The sequence below is a fragment of the Halorientalis sp. genome (assembly GCF_028275115.1).
Classification (GTDB): Archaea; Halobacteriota; Halobacteria; order Halobacteriales; family Haloarculaceae; genus Halorientalis.
In genome coordinates this window covers 1-19,973 of the sequence record NZ_JAQCNH010000136.1, presented here as the reverse complement: position 1 = coordinate 19,973, position 19,973 = coordinate 1, and the positions used below count along the sequence as shown (strand labels likewise).

Sequence of the window (19,973 nt, the reverse complement as noted above, 5' to 3'; positions counted from 1 at the left end):
ACGGTCGACCCGCAGGTCCAGCAGGTCTTCGTATCGTCTTCGATGAGCTGGCTTGTCACCGACTCCCGTGTCTCTGTCCCGCCGTCGAGTGTGGCCAGTGAATCGCTGTCGTCCTCCGCAAGTCGCGCCCCGCTGAATTGGATGACGTTCCGGGGTTCGTTGACCCCGCTCTCGACACGGCGTTTCTGCTGGTGGAGGCGGTCAGTATCGCTTTCGATGTCAGGAATCCATCCGGCTGGGGTTTCCGAGAGGCCAGCCAGTTCACTCTTTAGCTCCTCCTGCCCGTCTCCGAGTGACGCAATGCGCTCGCGCTGGGCCTCTAACTCGCACCGGGTACTCTTCAGGTCTGACCGGATGTCCCGGAGTTCGTTCATTTTCGATTCGAGTTCAGACTTCTCCTCCCGTGACTCGTCGACGTCGGCGTCGGTAGCCGCACCTCGGCACGCTTTTTTCGAGTCCGGTCTACTTCTCCCCGAGGCGTGAGTTGAGTTGCTGGTGTTCTTCTTCGAGCTCTGGGAGTCGGTTTGCGAGATTGTCCAGTTCCTCGAGCTCCTGACCGAACTGTCGTTTCTCGGCTTTGAACCGCCCGATCTCCGTGTTGATCTCGTTAGTATCGACTGGGCGCATGATGACGTCTCGGAGGTCGTCCTGCCGGGCGACGGCTTGGCGCGCTTCGTTCGATTCCAGCAGGAACGCAAAGAGGTCAGCGACAGTCGTGTCCTCGAGATACGGGTCGACTCCGAATTGACGGTGTTTCCCGCTCGTGTGAGCGTCCGCGTTATCTCTCCGCTCCCGACTTCCATCTCGACGTATCCGCCGTCGGCATCGCTGTTGAGCGACACGCCGGTACTCCCGCAGGCCGCCACGAGTGCCTGCAGGAACGACGTTGTGTTGGTGGCGTTCCGTCTAACTAGTGTGTTCATACCTGCAGAAAGCTCAATCGACGTTCCTTCCATCCCGCCAATACTCTCCGCAGTGACATTGATTCCGTCTGAGATGACTCGTTCCATGTTATCGGAGATAGAAACGCACATTCTGATAAAAGATAGTGGATTGGCGTCTGAAAGCATTCTTCAATGACATACCGAAGACTGTTATTTTGAATCCACAGTCAGTACATTCACACCTCCCACGTCCGGTAAAGTCAGCGACTTCGTACTGTGAACTATACCCCTCACAGTAGATCTAAACATCGACCAGCACACGAAGTTCACCGAATAAAAACTCGCCGTTCGCTCGGAGTCGTTCGAACTGGACTCGGGTAACGCTCGCTGTTCGTCCGAACGGTAGGTCGATGCGTTACTGAACGCCCTCTGTTGTTGTCTACTTCGTTATAGTAATCGTTAGAACTTTTTGCTCGTAGCCGTTGCACAGTTAGTAGAGCACCCTGAGGAAATTTCTGTCGAAGGGCTGCAAGATGCTCTTGACAACGTGGACGAAAACAAGCTGACGCAACGGCTCTTAGCAGCCACCGCGTGCAAAAACGGTGTGACGCAGACTGAGCTGGCTGAGTGATGCGATGTTCAGCGCCAGACCATCTATACCTGACTAAGCGACTCGACATCGACGAGTCGCTTGAGCCAGCCGTATCCGACGATAAGCGAACTGGGAGAGAACGTAAAGTGTCAAAAATAAGGTAAGAAAAATCCGAAGTAACCGTTCACGAACGACCTGAAGAGGTCGTAATCGAAGCGCCGGCGTTGGCGCTTGCTCAAGAGTATCTCGAGGAAACGTACGACGTCGAGTATTCAATCCCGAGCTGTCGACGGTTGCTGAAAGAAGCGGGACTGAGCTACCAGAAACCACGTTGTTCAGCCGCCGGAGCCGACAAGGACGAGCAAGAAACGTTCCACGACGAGATAAAAAAGCGGCGGGAGATGGACGCCGCTGTAGTCTGTATCGACCAAAGCAAGAAATCCGTCCAATTTGAGCCGCGTGCCGCGTGGTTTCCGCGCGGTACGCGGCCCTCTGTCGAACAGTTCGGCCAACCTGATTGTCGTACTGGACGGAGCGCAGTATTTCCAGGCGTCGACTGTCACGGACCTGGCGGCCCGTGACGACCTCGCCTTCGTGGCGTTACCCTCTCATTCACCGGAGTTGAACCCGGTCGAAGAATGCTGGAGACAACTCCAGAACGCTCTCAGCAACCGATCCTTTGACACTCTCGACAAGCTAACAACAGCGATTGACACCGCTCTCGACAGATTCTCTGTTCCCAAAGTGAGCAATTGTTTCTAATGTTTGCTATAGCTGGCGCATTGGAGGAACTGGGCTGGCGTGGCTTCCTGTACCCCGTCTCCAGCGGCGATTCAGTGCGCTCCACACGAGTTCACTGACTGTCGTCGTCTGGGTGCTTTGTCACGTCCCGACGACCCTGACTGGGACCGGCGATTTCACCGTTTTCTGGGAGTATATGCTGAATATGACAGTTACCTTGGTCATTCTCGGCTGGCTGTGCAACAACACTGAGAGCGTTGCCAGTCGTGATGATCGCCCACGCGTCGCACAATATGCCCACTATCGGGGATGCTGCTGGAGGCGTCCCTGCCGTGTTTGAGATCATATCGGGAGACGCTGTGTTCTACCTGCTCTGTGCGTCGGTCATTGCGTCGTCTGCCGGGTCACAGACGTTAACGCGGGGTAGAAGCCTGCTCGACATCCCTGGCCAACTCAGCGAGCACCTGTCTAGTGGTCAAACCTACGCCGATTAGATAGTCACAATCGAACGAATAGAGAACCTGTTTCTCCAGTATATCACTGCTGTCGCGTTCCACTAGATTGCAGAACAGCGAGGAGTATTAACTCACGCTAACGTCTCTATCCGGGCACACATTGGTTAAAATCGAACCAGAATCTGCCAGAGAACAGGTCTCAGGAAGCCGTCTCCTCGTGGATCTGCTTGATAATATCCGGTGGTCGATTCAATGTGTGTTCGTTGAATTGACCCTTGTTACCGCGGTGCTGATTACGTGACTCGGTAATCTCAAGGAAGGACAACTCCTCCAAGAGCTGCCGGATACGTTCGTGAGTGACTGGATCGGTTCTGTGCTGGTCCCAGAGCTTTTTGTAGGTGTATAAAACCTGCGAGGTGTAGAGGTCGTACTGATGGTGGACAGCTACTGTATCAACACTGTCGCTCATTCTCAACTTACCCACGCGTCTACTTTATTATGGAAGTTCTCGAAGAGGACGTGAATATATTGCTGAGTTTGGGAGCAAGCCAGGGACCCCACCTTGTCCGCTGTTCTTCCTCCACGGTATAGTGGTCTGAAATTGAGCGGATTGCTGAGGTGTATGCTGATCCGAGCGAAGTCATCGAGAGTGTCCCCGGCGAGTGGGTCTGAAAACGGTTACTATCGCACTTTTTCGACGAGGGGGGACGACAAGGCGGGGTCAGCGGGAGCGGACAGTACCGGTTTGATGCTGTCCTCGGTCAGCTAACCGAATATCGGCGTCTGCGGGCGGTTGCTTATATCCGAAGTTTTCAATTCTTGTCTGGAGTAGCCATAGTTGAATAATCTCACTCCGGGTCTCAACGTAGGTACTGGCCAACAGTGGCTCGTGGATCAGACCTCCGATACAGCCATTAATTACACGACGGCCAGGGTTTCACAATCTGAAACATCGGTCCCGTGTTTATATTCGCAGGTCCCGAGCAGCAACCATGTCGCGTCAGGCCCGTGGTAGTTTTCATTGGGCTGGTATCGAACCGGTCTATTACACGGGGATTCGAACTGTCGTTGTCGGTCCGGCTATCAGTTCACACGGGCCGTTACTAACCGTGAGAGACCAGCTTGGCGGACAGACACTGAGCTCTCGCGAACTCCCGAGAGACAATTCCTCGTCGGGAACAGGCGCTATCGAACCACGTGCCCGCCGCCCGTTGGGTGGTACAACGGACAGGGTGACCGACTGATGGGACTGCTAGAGACAGTTGTGAACGGTCTGCTCAACGTCACAGTTGTTGCGCTCCTGAGCTGGACGACTTGGACCGCGTTCCAGCGTTGGGAACGGCCGAATGCCCGGCCGTTCGTAGCGCTGCTTGGCGCACTGACAGCGTGGGCACTGATACTGCTAGGGGCGACACTCACAGCCATATTCTTGGGAAGTGGTATAGGGGACACAGTGGCATCCGCGAGTTTCTTGCCCGCGCTCATCGTTCCGGGAACGTGGACGTGGTACGTACTCGGGTACGCCGGACGAGGAACTGGACTGACGCGGCGACGCATCCTCATGTTGTCTGGGAGCATACTTCCCGTGGTACTTGCTGGCGCCGCGCTCGCCGTGGTGGCCCTAGACCCTCCCGAATCGGAGGGAAGTCTGGTGCTGCTGGTGCTGTTATCTATGCTGGCGGCAGCAGTTGTCTCGCTGTTTGGACTCCTGGTCTACGCGGCGTATATTCTAATCCGCCTCGGCTGGCGGTACACGCTGATATCGAACGTGCAGGTCGCGGTGTTGTTACTGGGTATCAGTGCGCCGTACCTCGGCGGTGTGATCGGAACGAACAGTCAGGTCGCCGACGGTATGACGGTCGGCCTGCTCTTGTCCGGTGGCCTATTTTTCATCGCTGTTCGGCGCTACCCAGTGTTGACCGGGGTCCCGAGTTCCGAATCAGTCGCCCGAAAACGGGTCGTAGAGTCGCTTCGGGAAGCGGTCGTCGTCTTTGACTGGGACGAACACGTCGTTGATGCGAACGAGTCGGTGGCACAGGTGTTCGACCGCTCGCGGGACGCCATAGTCGGCGAACCACTCCGATCCGTCGTCGATGGAACTGGGAGCGCTGACCTCTCGGCGGGCGCGACAGGGACGGTCACAGTCAAGACGACGAGAGGCCGCCGCCAACTCCAGTACAGCGTCTCGGCGGTCGATGCCCCCGGTGACGACGATCAAGAGCGTGACCCGGTCGCCCGTGCAGTCGTGTTCCGCGACGTGACCGAACGGCGGACTCAGGAACAGCGCCTCGCAGTTCTCAATCGCATCCTCAGGCACAATGTTCGAAACCGACTGGACGTCGTCCTCGCCAATGCTGACCGGATCGACGATGATACACTGCGCACAGACATACGTGACAACGCGACCGAACTCGTCGAACTCAGCAAGAAAGCCAGAGAAGCCGAGAGACTCATGGAAAACAGGACGGAATCCCCGGAACCCCTGAATCTCGTCACCATCGGACGGGACATCGTTGAGCAGTATCGAGCTGCTGATTCCGAGACTGAACTGACGCTTTCCTGTCCCGATGAGTTGTCGATCTATTCCTATCCGGCGATCATCCGCAGGCTCCTGTCCGAGCTGGTCGACAACGCAATCAGCCACAATACAGAATCGACGCCGTATGTCGAAATTACCGTGCGCTCGTGTGACGAGAGTACAGCTGAGATACTCGTCGCGGACAACGGTCCTGGAATCCCCGAGCGCGAACGAGCGGTCCTGACCGAAGGGACCGAAACGCAACTCAAACACGGCCGTGGTATCGGACTCTGGACGGTCCAGTGGGCGGTTAGGCAACTCGGCGGTGGAATCGCCTTCGAGGAAAACAATCCCGACGGCAGCATTGTGACCGTCCGACTTCCGGATGTCGAGTATGCCTCTCGCAGGGAAGGCCGGGACCGATACGCTGGCCGCTAGAGCTGCTCTCACAGGTCGCCACACCGGAATCGATGGTACCCGAGTGCCCACGCCACGGGAAACAACAGCCCCCATCCACCAGTCGACGTAGAGTGGAACATCGACGCCGACGCACCGGCTCGCACGGTCGATATCGAATCCGAGCCGAACGGGCCGAGAGTACGACTCACTGGGCTGTGCGAGGCGGAACAGGAGTGCCCAGTCGGCAGGTCCCTCAGCGCCTGTAGACGACCACGGTGGGGTGTCAGCAGTACGAGCGCGTGGATGCCGTCGTAGAAGGATAAGAGCGCCAGATACACACCGACTTCGGCAGTCGTGAGTCGACGGCCGGTGAGCGACACCGAAGCAGGTCCAGACAGTCCACAGTCCCGAAAACGACCACAACCAGGACGAACAACAAAAACCGGCCGAGTACGAGTTCACCGAATCGATTTCCTCGATGCGCACCACTCAGAGACAGCGGATAAATGCGGAACCCCCCGGACGAGCGTTCTGACGGTCGCCGTCGCCCGTGTTGTTCCGCTAGTGAGACCCGTGTCGCCGACGACAATCACCACCGTCGGAAGCGTTGTCCCCGTTGTTGATACTGCTACGAGTTGCTCGCTTGGAACACGCACTGAACGGTCGGCTGTACCGCTGTGAGAACCGTCGCTGGCTGTGAAACCGACTGTAAATTGTAGAGTAACGCAGTATCCCGAGGTGGCGTAACCCAGGTTCTCACAGACTGTACAGGACACCACGGCGTGTGCGATGTAATGAAACGCCCGGCGGTGGATGCGACTATAACCGGCTCAAATCGCGCGACGGGAGCGGATACGCTGACCCTGAGCGACAGACGAATCCATCGATCCAAGCGGAGACCGCCGCTCTATCCTCGCTGAATGTCGTCTCCGGCGTCTCGTGGAGAGCGTGTCAACGAACATCTTTGAGTTTCTCCTGCCGACTGAACTGATATGCGTCTGTCGCCCCGGCAGGAGTCAGCAAATTCTCACCTGCGTCTGCCGACTTCCGATATCAGTTATAATACTTGGGTGAAATACGCTCCGCTGAAATAAAAAATGTCTCGATGATAGCGGTGTGGTGGTTCGTATTCATACGCAGTCTGTGGCGTATTGTGCGGGCAAAATGGCCAGTGCGGTTCACCCCGTGACCGTGCCGTTCTCCTGCCGACCCAACAGATTATCAGACGTGAATCAAACCCGCAAGACACTAGTTTATCACAGCGTACTACAATACGCATGGCTGGTGCGACTTTGCTTTCGATTAGCGCTATCTCATCACTCGGCGGTTTTGCGGGTGTTTCTGCGGCATATATTGCCTGGCAGCACCGGGACCACCCGGCAGCGATACCGTTCGCCAAGCAATCGATACTGTCGGGTGGCTGGGGATTCGTGTTTGCGGCACTCGTCTTCGTCCGTGACCCGGCGGTTGCGGCAGTCTTGATCGCCACACAGTTCGCGTTCGCGGCGTTGATAATCAACTATTTTCTTCAGTTCACGCTCATCTACACCGGTCGTGGTGACTGGCTGACGATACGGCGCCGACGGGCGCTGTTGGCGATTTATGGGTTCTCCGCAGCGTTGGTGCTAGCCGACCCGTTCACGAACCTGTTGTTCGGTGAGGTAACAATCCGGACGGTTGCCGGACTGACGCTCCCGGTAGCCGAACGGACAGGCGCTCTCTCTGCTCTGACGGTGTCAGTCGCGTACCCGAGCGTTCTTGTGTACATCGCCTTGCTCGGGGAGTTTCTCGCCTCACAACGGAACGTCTACCGGCGGCAAACGGCGATTATACTGCTGTCAGTGCTGTTCACCGCAATCGGGAGTGTGGCCTTCAGGCTCGGACTCAGCCCCCACCCAGGCTTAGACCTGACACCCCTGTTCTACGCGGGCGAGGCTGTCGTCATCGCGAGCGCGCTTTTTTACTATGACTTTCTCGACGTCGAACCGCTCGCACCCGATGTCGTCCTCAGCGAAATTAGTGACCCGGTTCTCGTCTGTGACGAGGACGGCACCCTTCTTCACAGCAATCCGGCCGGAACATCGCTGTTTGACGACGGGAGTGCCGTCGGGACCGACCTCGGAACTGCTCTGCCAGGACTGGACGAAGCGGTGGCTGAAAACAACGTATTCGAGCACGAGAGCGACGAGGACGGGTCGGTCGCGGCTTACGATGTCAGCAAAGCGCCGATCCGTGACCAGTACGACCGCAGACGCGGGTCTGCTGTTGTCCTCCGAGATGTGACGATGCAGCAACGACGCGAGCGGATTCTCGCCGAACTGCAGTCGGTCAATCAGCGGTTCCTCACCGCCGAGACGGAAGACGACGTGACAATGCTCGCGACTCGAACCACCGAACGAACCCTCGGATGCCCGTACTCGGCCATCCTGCTTCACAACGCCGACACAGACCACCTCCGGGTGGCAGCTGCGACTGACCCGCTGTTCGACGCGTTCACGACGGGTAATTCCGACACACCAACCCGTGAGGTGACACGGATTGACGGCAGCGAGACGACGCCACTCCCGGTTATTCAGCGCGGTGAGAACGACCTCTGGCAGGTGTTCGACTCGGGTGAACCGATGTCCGTCTACTCACCCACAATTAAAGCCGAACAGCCGCTTCCAGTGTCACTAGACGAGTCGGTTCTCCTCCCGCTGGGGGAACACGGAGTCCTTCTGGTCAGCAGCGGCTCCGACGGCGCCACCCTCACCGACGACGACCGACAGTTCGCTCAGACTCTCGCCTCCGCGACCGAAAACGCTCTCAATCGAATAGCGAAAGAACGACAGCTCCGGGAGAGCCGTGCGTTAATCGAGGAACAGAAAGAACACATCGAGTTCTTCAACGCGTGTCTTAGACACGATCTCCTGAATGGAATGACAGTCATACAGGGTCGCGCCGGGATGCTCGACGACCACGTGGACGAGGCCGGGATGGACCACCTGCGGACGATTACGGAGTACAGCGACGATATCGTGACGCTCACTCGCAAGATCAGGTCGGTAACAGGAGAACTCGGCGGCCAGACCGACACAGACCTCCGGCCGGTGGAATTGAGCGACACCATCCGACGGAAGGTCGAGAAAATCCGCCAGGGTCACGAGGAAGCAACAATTGAGGTAACGGTTGACGACGACCTCTGGGTGACTGGGGACGACTTACTGGCCGAGGTGGTAGAGAATCTCATCCTGAACGCGATTGAACACAACGACACCAGTACACCGAAAGTGACAGTCCGGACGGTCCGGCGAACCGACGCGACACACGTCCGAATCGCCGATAACGGACCTGGAATCCCTGAGGAGATGAAAGACACTGTGTTCCAGAAGGGGGTTACACGCGAAGCGTCGGGGTCCGTCGGATTTGGGCTCTACTTTGTCGAGGTCATGATGGACCGCTACGGCGGGTCTGTCTGGTTCGAGGACGACGGGACGACTGCGCCACCTGCGGAATCGGTTGCCGGCTCTGACGAACCTGACGGCACCGTGGTGGTTCTCTCGCTTCCCGCCGCGGACCCGAATATCGATGCTGCTTCCCACGAGCGTTCGTAATCTCGGCTCGGCTCCGACCGCGCGACGAGACACACTGTGGACCGGATGCCGCGTACACCACTACACCGGACGACACATCGAGAGAGGGTAGACACCGTTCACGGCACGGAGGGGCTTGAACGAGACGCGGTGGGGTCGGGTACGGTGGTGACGGACAAGAGCGATTCAGCTGATTGGACGCTACCGCCTGAGCAGGCGTCCCGCACACCCTTCCGACCGCCTTGCTCCCGAGACCGGCACCGCATAGACGAGCGCCACCGGCGACCACGCGACGGCACTCGACGGCGCCCGGGACGCCGCCGCCACCGCGGGCAGTATCCGGGTGTTCGTCTAATTCACGAAGTGGATTCTCTGTGCTGGCTGACTGTCCGTTCAATGCCTGTTTTCCCTCTGGAGAGAGCGGCCAGTCTGACTAGGATGGTCGATATAATACCAGCGTCAGTGAGTCCGAATACGTTTCTGTCGCAACGATACCCCGTTCTTCTAGATCACGCAATCGGTTACGGACGGTGACTTTCGAGACATCTGGTCTGACTCGGTCTCGAATCTGTTGAACCGAGAAGCGTGGCCGACCGGCCTCGTGCATCGTCTCGACGACGTGCTTGTCAGTCAGTTTCGTATTCACCTTCCGGTCGTTCTCCAACTCTCGGGAGACCCACGACGGAAGTGACATGTGTCAGGTGAGTACTGATGGACGATCTTGAACCACAGCGATCTTGTAAATTAGTCATCGTATCTAGATTAGTTGGGGAATAACACGGCCATCACCGAATACGCGCACTGTATGCAGCGCGCCCTCCCTTGATTCGCGCATCTTCAACACCGCTCATAGTACCCCTACAGTGTCCGAAAGCGATGTTACGACAGTCTGCAGTGAATGAAAAGGCCTGCCACACACTGCATTCCCCGCTTCTCAGTCGCCGTCCCGTCCGGTCGGGTGTGTATCGGCCGGGTCGGCTATCTCGAACGAGGATAGCTGTCGGTTGAGGTCGTCGCCGAGATTGTCGATCGTGTCTGCCGCCTCGGTGACGCGGTCGACGATATCCGCCTGCGTTTCGACGCTCGTCGCGACGTCTCTCATACGTGTTTCGACAGTCTCACTCGCATTAGACACTTTTTCAACGACTTCGAGGATGTCTTCGGTATTCTCGGCTTGGTCGTCGATCGTCGTGGAGATTTCGGTAACATCCTCTTCAGTCCGACTGATGGCGTCGCTGATCTCGTTGGTCGTCTCGACGACCTGCGCAACGACCGTCGAGGCTTCCTGAACCCGGTCGTTGCTCCGGTTGATACTCTGTGCAGTGTCGTTGATCTGACCGCCGAGGGTTTCTAGCACTGCCGAAATTTCACTCACCGCCTCCTTTGAGTCCTCTGCCAGTTGCTTGACCTCATCGGCGACGACAGCGAACCCCTCGCTCCCGGACCCGTCCGCTCGTGCCGCCTCAACATTGGCGTTCAGCGCGAGAATGTTCGTCTGCTCGGCGATGTCATCGATTATGTCAGTCATCTCGCCGATTTTCTCCATCTGTGCTTCGAGCGATTCGACCTGTTCGACGTTCTGCTCAGAGGCATCGATGGCTGCGTCCATCTGTTCAATCACATCCTCGGCAGTCTCGGTTCCATCGGCAGCGAGAGTGGTCGCTTTCTGTGCCTGCTTCTGAATCTCCTGACTGCTCGTTGTGACCTCTTCGATTGCCGCAGAGAGAGCCGAGACGTTTTGCTCTACTTCGCTCGTCCGCTCGTCCTGGTTTTTTGTTACTGAGGCGACACGCTCGTTAGCCGTTTCGATATCAGCTACTGCGTCGACAGCTCCGCTCCCCCAACGCTGAAGCCGAGTGCTGAGCCGATTTAGCTCTTCGGCGGTCCGACGGGCTTCCACGAGAGCCTGATTCGTGCTGTCGACTGCATTCCGAAGGTCCGCTGTCATCTGCTCGAACTCCTCGGCGACAGCCTGCATGTCATCGAACTCCTCATCCGGTTCAGGAAGGCTCGGTGCGACGGTAAAATCACCTTCCCCCAACTGGCGAATCGATTGTTTGAGCGCCGAGATTGCCGTTGCCTGATACTCCCGAATCGCTTCCTCCCGGCGCTGTGAGAGGACGCGTTCGGTCACGTCGCGGTTGATTTCGATGGCACCGATTACTGACCCTCCCTCGCCGAAAAGCGGGTGTACCGACCGTTCACTGTATCGTATGCTACCGTCGTCGAGTTCGATCTCCTCGTCTCTCTGAATCGATTCACCTGCCCCGAGCACACGTTCGCGAACGGGTTCGTTGTCGGCGTTCTCGTACTCAAAGAGATTGTTTCCCAGCAGTTCCCCCCGATCACGGTCGAACAGGTTACGACACTCTTTGTTCGCATATATCATGATCCCGTCGTTATCGATAATAAAGACGGCTTCGTCTGAGCCGTCGAGAAAACTGAACAGGATTGATGCCGCACTTTCGCCCTCCAGCGACCCCAGTTGTTCGCTCACTTCGACATCTTCATCGGCGATATATCCGTTACCGAGTGCCTCCCACGCCTCGCTTCCGTTCAGTGCCTCGGTCCTCTGTTCTCGATGTTCGTCGTCTGCTGCCTGTATCAGACCCGATAGTATCGTGTTCATACTATGCACATAGGTTCAATCGTAATATATTTCAGCACTTTTTACATGTGAACGTCCGGTAACCGCACAGAGCGGCTCATGGCTATCGGTGGCACCCGTGGACTGGAAATCCAACCGCCATCCGGCCGTGTTGCTGCCGAGCAGGCAGAAGGCGACGACCCGCTCACGAGGAAACTCAAGGGGGTCATGTCATTCTTCGCTGGGCCGTGTGGATAGAAGAGAACCGTCACCATCTCGATGACCCGAATAACACCCAGAAGGGGCCACGAACGCTCAACGAGCACTGCCTCCGGCCGAGCAGGTTCGCGAAGATACGCTTTCCGTATCAACCGCTCAGCGGTACTTCGCGTACATCTCTGCGTGTCTCTCGTACGGAGTCAGGTGAGGGTATCTCGACCGGAATCTAGCGCTCACTGACACAGTCAAAACGGACCTGCCGGAACACCGGCGGACCACCCGAATGGACAGACAGTTCTGGAGTGAGTCACAACGGGAGGCGATCGTCTCGTTCGTCGACGAGACCGCAACCGGTGGGTTCGCCGTCAGGTGCTCGGACTCCCGGTCGGTCGCCGCGGTGTTGAACCCGACGTCGTACGCCTCGTCGTAGGCGAACTGGACGGTGGCCGCTTCCGGGACACCCCCGGACGACGCCGTTGCAGGCGTACGCCTCTCGCCGGTCCGGAGGTGGTCGCGGGCGCGTTCCCGTGCCATCGTGGCGTCCGTGGCGGGTTGCTCATCGGCGTCGGTCGTGATGGGTGTCCCCTCGGGCGGGAGGTACGTTTCTCCATCAGAACTCCCGTGGCCGCCACCGGCCCGAACGACTGTCGTGGGAAAGGTATACCACGAGCCAGGCCGAGCTATGATATCGGAGCGGACCGAGCGACGAGGAGCCCACATATGACACTCAGACCTGCGCGGATACACGATTTCGACGAGCGAGCACTGGACGGTGAGGCGACCGAGGTGGCGACGTTCGCCCTCGGCTGTTTCTGGGGGCCGGACGCGCGGTTCGGTTCGCTGGACGGCGTCGTACGGACACGGGTCGGCTACGCCGGCGGGACGAAACCCGACCCGTCGTACCACGCCCTCGGCGATCACACGGAGGTCTTCCAGGTCGACTACGACCCGGCGGTCGTCTCGTATACGGACCTCCTCGACCGCGTTTTTCGGGCGCACGATCCGTACAGTCAGAGCCGGAAAACCCAGTACCAGCACGTCGTGTTCACCGCATCCGCGGCCCAGCGGGATGCACTCGAGGCGTTTCTCGCCGCCGCCGACCTTGACCCCGACGCGATCGAGACCCGTATCGAGGCGCTCTCGCGGTTCTTTCCGGCCGAGGACTACCACCAGAAACACAGCCTCAGGGCACGGCCACCGCTCCTGGGGCCGTTCGAGGAGGCCGGCTACGACGACGAAGCTATCCGCGAGTCGCCGGCAGCCGCCGCACTGAACGGCTACGCTGCCGGAGAAACGGTCGGCGTGGCGGACGAACTGGGGCTGACCGACAACGAAACCGCGCCGTCCCGGTGACACGGCCACTGTCACGCCACGCGTCCGGCGACCGGCTACAGTCCTCGCTCGTCGGACGTTCGCGTCGCAGCCACGGCGTCACTCCCGATACTCCCACTCTCGCTCGGACTCTGTATCGCGTCCGCCCGCTGCCGTCGACCTGCAGGGCCGATGGCCGCCGTCGCCGTTCGTCGCGCCCCGACAGCGGCGAACGCACATCGCGCTGAGAGGGCCGCGCGGGAATGGGGACGGGTTGGCGGGGCGTCGCCGTATCTGTTCACCTGTGCAGGCGAGCGGTCACTGTCGACCGGTCCGGCACCGCCCGCTGGACGCCTTCGTGTTCGGTCGACAGTGCAGCGGCAGTCGTGGCGGCGCGGATCGCTCGGTCCCGGTCGTCGCCGGCAGCTAACCGCGCGGCGAGATAGCCGGCAAACACGTCCCCCGCTCCCGTCGTGTCGACCGGCGTTACCGACGGCGGCGACACTTCCCAGCGTCGCCCGTCGGTCACGACGACGGTGTCCTCGCCTCGGGTCTCGATGACCGTCTCCGGGCCGTCCAGTGCGTCCGTGAGCAGCGTGGCTTCGTGTTTGTTCGGCGTCACAACGTCGGCGATGCCGGTGTCCAGCAGCCGCGCAGCGCCTGTCGACGGGGCCGGATCCACGACGACGGTCGGCCGGTCGGGAACGTCTCGTAGTGACGTGAGCAGGTGTTCTGTGGTGGCCGTCGGCAACTCGTTCTGGACCAGCAGGCAATTAGCAGCGAGAATCCCGTCCAGATGTCGGATCGCGTGTTCCGGAGTGGCCGCCCTGTTCGCGCCCGGGTAGTAAGCGATGTGATTCTCACCGTCCGGGGTGACGAACACGAACGCAGTGCCCATCTCTTCCTCGACGACCGCGACGGCCTCGGTATCGACCCCACGTCCCGACAGTTCGGCTAGCACCCCGAAGTCGTCGTGGTCATCGCCGATGGTGCCGACGAGCGCGGCGTCCGCGTCTGCGGCCGCCGCGGCGACGGCCTGGTTCGCGCCTTTGCCGCCGAGAAACGTCTCCGAGACGTGCCGGTCGAAGTCGGGCGGGATCCCGTCAGGCACTCGCACCGTCTCGCCCGGGGCGGGAAACCAGTCGTACGTCGCCGCGAGGCCGTCGACCGTCGACTGGTCCACGTAGGCGACGCGGTCGATGTTGACGCTCCCGAAACTGACCACTCGGGGCATACTGTGAGGCAGGAACTCGGCGCGTATAATGCTTACAGCCCGAGGGAATGTGAGGCAACGCCCGTCCGATCGTCGCGTTCGCGGCCGGCGTCGACTCTGTCGGTCCCTGAGGGAGGCCTCGTCGCTCGTCACGAGGAGGACCGGTCGGTCTGGTCGGCGAGTCAACCGCGCCGCGTGACCGGCACCGCTCGGCAGGGTCGGCCGTTCCCGGCCTGGCGGAACAACGGCTATGGTCCGTGGCTCCTGGGTCACACCATGGCCGATACAGCCAGCGACCGACCACGGCGCCTGATCGTCGACACCGACACCGCCGGCGACGACACGCAGGCGATCCTGCTCACAGCACTCTCGGACCGAATCGACCTCGAGGCGGTGACCGTCGTCTGTGGCAACGTCCCATTCGACTACCAGGTCGAAAACGCCAAGTACACCCTCGAACACGCCGGGGTTGCCGAGAAGGTACCGGTCCACGAGGGGGCCCGACAACCCCTATTGAAGCAGTTCGAGCACGCCAGCGACGTCCACGGGGAGGGCGGCCTGGGTGGAAACCTGTTTCCCGACACGGACGTCCCGTCGGCCACCGACCATGCCGTCGAGGCAATTCTCGACCGTGCGCGGGCGGCGCCAGGCGAACTGTCGCTGCTGTGTATCGGGCCGCTAACCAACGTCGCCATGGCGCTGCACCGCGAGCCAGATCTGGGCGATTTGCTCGACCGGGTCTGGGTGATGGGCGGGAACGTCAACTGCCGGGGGAACGTCACGCCGGCCGCGGAGTACAACTTCTGGGTTGACCCCGACGCCGCGAAGGTGGTTCTCGACCGTCTCGAGGTGACACTGGTCGACTGGGGGTGCAGTCTCCGGGATTCGTTTTTTGGGCCGGACTTCTTCCAGTGGGCCGCCGACGTCGAGTCGGAACTGGCCGACTACGTCCTGACCGTCACCAAGCAGGCACGGGCGACGATGGCGGACCGGACCGGCACCGCGGGCGCGACACAACCGGACTCGCTGACCGCGGCCGTCGCGGCCTTTCCTGACATCGTCGACGCAGCGGACACCTACCACGTCGCGGTCGACGAGCGCGAAGGGCTGACGCGCGGGTACACCGCCGTCGACGAAACCGGGGTCACCGGCGAACCCGCCCGGACGACGGTGGTCGAATCGGTCGACGCCGACCGGTTCGAGGCGATCTTCCGGTCGATGCTGACCGACCGCGACCCTAGTCCGTAGTCGTATCCCGTCACCCCATCCCGTCGTCGGGTCGTGGGACCGGTCACCACTCGCCCGCAGCTAAACTGACCCACGGCCGAAACTGTGACTTTTCGGTGTGGACTCCGGCTCTGGTTGATTCCTCGGCAACGGGATGAGAGTGCTCGGTGAGCGTCTCGTGGCTCTGCCCGGTCCGGAAACTCGGCGATGAGCGCTGCGATTCCGTCGGTGAGTCGGGGTTCGAGACGTGCTCCACGGTATCCGCCACGGGCGGGAACACCCGGTCGTTTGACGGTTCGAGCGGCCAGAACCGGCGTGATCCCGGAGTGTGCAGGAGTGTGACGGGTCTGTCGGCGCACACCGAGCGAGCGAGTATACGACGGTCCGCCGGCACTGCTCCACCGGCCGCAAACGGTCCATCACCGCTGTTGCGCCGGATGGCCGAATCGGCGGCGTGGTTCGATACCCGGGTCGTCGTCGACGAGGGCGTGGTAGGCACGCACTGGGTCACACGGCACCGAGTGAAAGCTTCGGCGCAACGGGGATCGATTCGGGGCCGCTCTCGAAGTACCTACAGACACCTCGCCGACTCCGCCTCATCGAACGAGATGGGCCAGTCAGGGCCTCGAGAAAGAAATCGAAGCGCTCAGGATACCGGATTGTGGACGAGTTCATTCGGTTCTGGTTTCGACATGTCGAGCCGCATCGATTCAGTATCGAGGAACACCGGAGATCGTGTACGACGAGACGATTGAACCGGACCTCCCAATGCACGTTGCACCCACGTTCGAGGACGTATGTAAAGAAGCCGCCCGGGAAGGGATTCGACGCGGCGCATTCGAACCGTCCTCCGAAGTCGGTCGCTGGTGGTAGAACAAAGAGGAAATCGACATCGTCGGGCCGTCACCGAACCACGACCGCGTCCTCCTCGCCGAATGTAAGTGGACAACGGGTCCAGTTGGAGAAGGCCTCGTCGAGAGCCTGCGAACAAAAACGGAGCACGTCCGATGGGGACCGCCGGATCGAGATGAGTTGTTCGCCCCGTTCTCGGAAAGCGGATTCGCCGACGGTCTCGAAGTACAACTCGATGACTCGTGGTCCTTGTTTAGGATAGTGGACATCGACAACCTACGCACGCCGTCTTGACATCCTCCCCGTCCTGCAGGGCGGGGCTCTCTTCTTGACTCTGCGTAACAACAGAAACCGCCAACATTAGGCAATATCCCGCGTTTCGTCTTCCCAGTGCCGGTCTCTGAGAGCGACCTTGTCCTGTTTCCCGTACGGTGTCTTCGGAATTTCGTCCACGAAGTCGACGCTTTTCGGTTTCTTGTAGTCTGCTAACTGGTCGTCTGCGAACGCTTCGACGTCTGATTCCGAGAGCGAGGTAGCGTCTGAAACGAGAACGGCGTGAATCGCTTCGCCCCAGTCTGGGTGGGGAATACCGATGACAGCAACCTCCCGGACGTCCGGGTGCCGGTCGAGTGCTTCCTCGACTTCTGTGCTGTAGACGTTCATCCCGCCGGTGATGATGACGTCGCTATCCCGGTCGAGAAGGTAGAGGTAACCGTCCTCGTCCACGCGACCGATGTCACCAGTCCGTACCCAACCGTCAACGAGCGTCTCGGCTGTCTTCTCGGGACGCTCGAAGTATTCCTCCATGGCGTAGGGCGCAGTCGCGAGGATTTCGCCGATTTCTCCCCGAGGGAGTTCGTCCCCGGAGTCGTAGTCGACGACTTTGACATCGGCCATCAGGCAGGGTTGGCCGGCCGATTCCAGTCGCTCGTCGATGTTGGTCTCGATGGCGTGTCGATGCTCCTGTTTTCCGAACGTCGTAATGAGGTTCGGGACCTCAGTCTGGCCGTAGAACTGCAGGAATACGGGGCCGAACTCGTCCAGGCCGTCCTCGAGGCGGTTTGCCGTCATTGGCGCTGCGCCGTACGCGAGCGTCGAAAGCGTCGACGTGTCGAACGAGTCGAGGTCGGCGTGGTCGAGGAGCCGGTATATCATCGTCGGCATCATGAACGTCCACGAGATAGACCGGGTTTCGATATCCTGCAGGGCCCGTTCGGGTTCGAACCCGTCGCGGACGGCCATCGTCGCGCCCGACAGCAGACCACCCCACAGGAACAGTCCCGCGGAGTGTGGAAGGGGCGTCATCAACAGGAGCGCGTCCTCGCCCGTGATGCCCAGTTCGATGGCGTGTGCGTAGGTGTTCATCGCCATATTCCGATGGCTGTGGACGACGCCTTTGGGTTGCCCCGTCGTCCCGCCCGTGTAGTAGTGCGCGACCGTGTCGGACGGGTCGACGTCGACCGACGGTGGGGCCTCGGAATCGCCGTCTGCACTCAGCGTCTCGAAGTCCGTGAACTCTGACGGGAGTTCCTGACCCGCCGAGATGCCGATGGGGCGGTCCAGCTCCGGGAGGTTCTCACGGAGGTCCGCGAGCGTGTCGGTGAAGTTCGGTCCGGCGACGACAGTCGACGTTCCGGAGTCGGCGAGCATATACTCGAACTCGTCGGGGGTGAGCATGTCGTTCAGCGGCAGCTTGACGGCGCCCGCTTTGACGATCGCCAGGTCGGCGACGACGTACTCGGGCCGGTTCGAGAGCATTAGCACGACGCGCTCCCCGGGTGAGACACCGCAGTCGACGAGGCCATTGGCGACCGCGTTCGACCGCTCGTCCAGCTCGGCGTAGGTGAGTGTCTCGTCGTCCCCGTCGAAGTGCAGCGCCGTGCGCTCGCTGTTCCGGGTCAGACTGGACTCGAAACAACCCTTCAGGGTGTAGGCACGTTTAGTGTTGTCTGGCATGGCTGGTATCTGGCATCGTGAATGGTGTGTGAATCGTGCGGGGGATAGTTAATGAACTGGCCTACTGTTTGTCGGGCGCTTTCCGGCCGAGCCAGTCCTCGTAGAAGTCGTCGATGTACGGCCGGAAGTCAAAGACGATGGGGTACCCTGGCGGGACTGCCTCAACTTCGAGTTGCGTCTTACACCCGGGGCAGAAGTACTCCCGCAGTACCATCCACTCAGGGTCCGAGTGCATTGCCTTCGGATAGATCTCCTGCAGATCCTGACGATTGTCCCGGACGTTGATGAGCGCCTCGTGTTTCCAGTTCTCGGTGAAGTCTCCGAACTCGTGGCCACAGTCACACTTCGTGACCCGGCCACTGCCGTTGTTGACCACGTAGAGATGGTCCGTCAGCGGGAGCAGGATGGTGTCGTCCCAGTCCGCTCGTTCCTGGAGTATCTCCCGGTATTTGTCGAAGCGGTCCGAGTCCTTGTACGCACTCATCATGTCGTGTGCGTCGTCGAAGGGAATCGTCCCATCGATGAGCGATTCGATGCGCTCTTTTGAGTACTCTGGCATTGGTCAGTCCTCCCTCTCGAAGGTGAACTCAGCGGGCAGGTCCCAGAACGAGCGGAAGTGGTCGTCCCACTCCTCGCTCAGTTCGAGACTCTCGTTGTAGGTCTTTTTGACGACGTCGACGAAGTTCCCCTCGACGACGTCCGCTTTCCGTTGCTCCTTCCATTCGTCGACGGGGACGGCCTCCTCGCCGCGCTGTTCGCGGATGCGTTCTCGTTTCTGTGCCGTCTTCTCGGGCTCGACCTCGTACTCTCCGTCGCCGACCTCTTTCACGTGAGCGCCGTAGACACGCTCTGCGTACTCCCGCTGGACAGTTTCGTCGTTGAGGTCGTCCTCGATGCGTTCGGGTTCACGTTCGATGGGGTCGCCCAGTCCCGCGCCCCCACGGTTGACGCTGAGGTAGAGGTCCCGTTCGTCGTACTCGTGGAGTAGAGAGGTCCCCCGCTCCTCGAACTGGCGATCCTCGCCCTCGACGTAGTCGAACATCTGGGAGTCCTCAGGTGTCCCGTCACGGACGGGGTACTTTTCGCGGTTCTCGATCCGTTCTTCCATATCGGTGTCCCGGACGTTGTGGATGTAACCCGTCGAGGAGGGGTAGCCGCCGAACATCCCGGGACTGTTGAACGCGAGCGCGTTCCCGTTGTTCTGCAGGTAGAGTTCGTCGGTGCCCCAGGCCATCCGGACCGACTCGAAGGCCGACCCGCCGCGGTACTTGCCCATCCCTGCACTGTTTGGCTTGAGAGTGCGCCCGAGGTACAGCGCGGGTTCGAGCAGTTCCCAGACCTCGCACTCGCCGAGGTCCGCTTCGGGGTTCCACATGGCGTAGGCGGCGTCGAACCCGTCGGTGAACCCGCGGGCGCCGAACCCCTGGCTCGACAGCTCGAAGTTCAG

12 protein-coding genes and 3 pseudogenes are annotated in these 19,973 nt (G+C 60.1%); 8 read left to right on the top strand and 7 right to left on the bottom strand.

Annotation, left to right across the window (positions count from 1 at the left end; genetic code table 11):
• A pseudogene (locus tag Q0964_RS16575) lies at positions 1-374 on the bottom strand (archaea-specific SMC-related protein); the annotation flags it as partial.
• Positions 375-495: 121 nt separating this feature from the next.
• On the opposite strand from Q0964_RS16575, the gene Q0964_RS16570 reads away from it, so the two are divergent.
• Entirely contained in the window at positions 496-1,080 is a 585-nt protein-coding gene (locus Q0964_RS16570; protein WP_299269816.1) for a hypothetical protein, read from the top strand.
• A 273-nt stretch (positions 1,081-1,353) separates the two neighbouring features.
• Positions 1,354-2,238 (top strand): annotated as a pseudogene (locus Q0964_RS16565) (IS630 family transposase).
• Positions 2,239-2,871: 633 nt separating this feature from the next.
• Here Q0964_RS16565 and Q0964_RS16560 read toward each other — a convergent pair.
• The gene (locus Q0964_RS16560) at positions 2,872-3,141 is read right to left on the bottom strand and encodes a hypothetical protein (RefSeq protein WP_299269813.1); all 270 of its coding nucleotides are present in this window, start codon (positions 3,139-3,141) and stop codon (positions 2,872-2,874) included.
• Positions 3,142-3,915: 774 nt separating this feature from the next.
• Here Q0964_RS16560 and Q0964_RS16555 point away from each other — a divergent pair.
• Positions 3,916-5,628: an ATP-binding protein gene (locus tag Q0964_RS16555; protein WP_299269810.1), complete on the top strand. Its 1,713-nt coding sequence runs from the start codon at positions 3,916-3,918 to the stop codon at positions 5,626-5,628.
• Between the two features lie 1,238 nt (positions 5,629-6,866).
• Positions 6,867-9,182 (top strand): sensor histidine kinase, encoded by a 2,316-nt coding sequence (locus tag Q0964_RS16550; protein ID WP_299269808.1) that lies wholly within the window; start codon positions 6,867-6,869, stop codon positions 9,180-9,182.
• A 913-nt stretch (positions 9,183-10,095) separates the two neighbouring features.
• Here Q0964_RS16550 and Q0964_RS16545 read toward each other — a convergent pair.
• Positions 10,096-11,790 (bottom strand): methyl-accepting chemotaxis protein, encoded by a 1,695-nt coding sequence (locus tag Q0964_RS16545; protein ID WP_299269806.1) that lies wholly within the window; start codon positions 11,788-11,790, stop codon positions 10,096-10,098.
• A 460-nt stretch (positions 11,791-12,250) separates the two neighbouring features.
• Between Q0964_RS16545 and Q0964_RS16540 the strand changes: the two genes are divergently transcribed.
• Positions 12,251-12,397 (top strand): hypothetical protein, encoded by a 147-nt coding sequence (locus Q0964_RS16540; protein ID WP_299269804.1) that lies wholly within the window; start codon positions 12,251-12,253, stop codon positions 12,395-12,397.
• Between the two features lie 290 nt (positions 12,398-12,687).
• Positions 12,688-13,320 (top strand): peptide-methionine (S)-S-oxide reductase MsrA, encoded by a 633-nt coding sequence (locus Q0964_RS16535; protein ID WP_299269803.1) that lies wholly within the window; start codon positions 12,688-12,690, stop codon positions 13,318-13,320.
• A gap of 256 nt (positions 13,321-13,576) precedes the next feature.
• Here Q0964_RS16535 and Q0964_RS16530 read toward each other — a convergent pair whose 3' ends face one another.
• Entirely contained in the window at positions 13,577-14,512 is a 936-nt protein-coding gene (locus Q0964_RS16530) for a PfkB family carbohydrate kinase (protein ID WP_299269801.1), read from the bottom strand.
• 255 nt (positions 14,513-14,767) lie between these two features.
• Between Q0964_RS16530 and Q0964_RS16525 the strand changes: the two genes are divergently transcribed.
• A complete protein-coding gene (locus Q0964_RS16525; protein WP_299269799.1) occupies positions 14,768-15,739 on the top strand; it encodes a nucleoside hydrolase in 972 nt (323 codons plus the stop codon).
• Positions 15,740-16,217: 478 nt separating this feature from the next.
• Positions 16,218-16,864, top strand: a pseudogene (locus tag Q0964_RS16520) (DUF234 domain-containing protein); the annotation flags it as partial.
• Between the two features lie 66 nt (positions 16,865-16,930).
• On the opposite strand, the gene Q0964_RS16515 reads toward Q0964_RS16520, so the two are convergent.
• The 3 genes from Q0964_RS16515 to Q0964_RS16505 all read right to left on the bottom strand — a co-directional run.
• Positions 16,931-18,526, bottom strand: a complete 1,596-nt coding sequence (locus Q0964_RS16515) for a class I adenylate-forming enzyme family protein (protein WP_299269797.1) — start codon at positions 18,524-18,526, stop codon at positions 16,931-16,933.
• 61 nt (positions 18,527-18,587) lie between these two features.
• Entirely contained in the window at positions 18,588-19,085 is a 498-nt protein-coding gene (locus Q0964_RS16510) for an acetone carboxylase subunit gamma (protein ID WP_299269795.1), read from the bottom strand.
• A 3-nt stretch (positions 19,086-19,088) separates the two neighbouring features.
• Positions 19,089-19,973, bottom strand: an 885-nt coding sequence (locus tag Q0964_RS16505) for a hydantoinase B/oxoprolinase family protein (RefSeq protein WP_299269793.1), incomplete at its 5' end; no start/stop codon positions are given.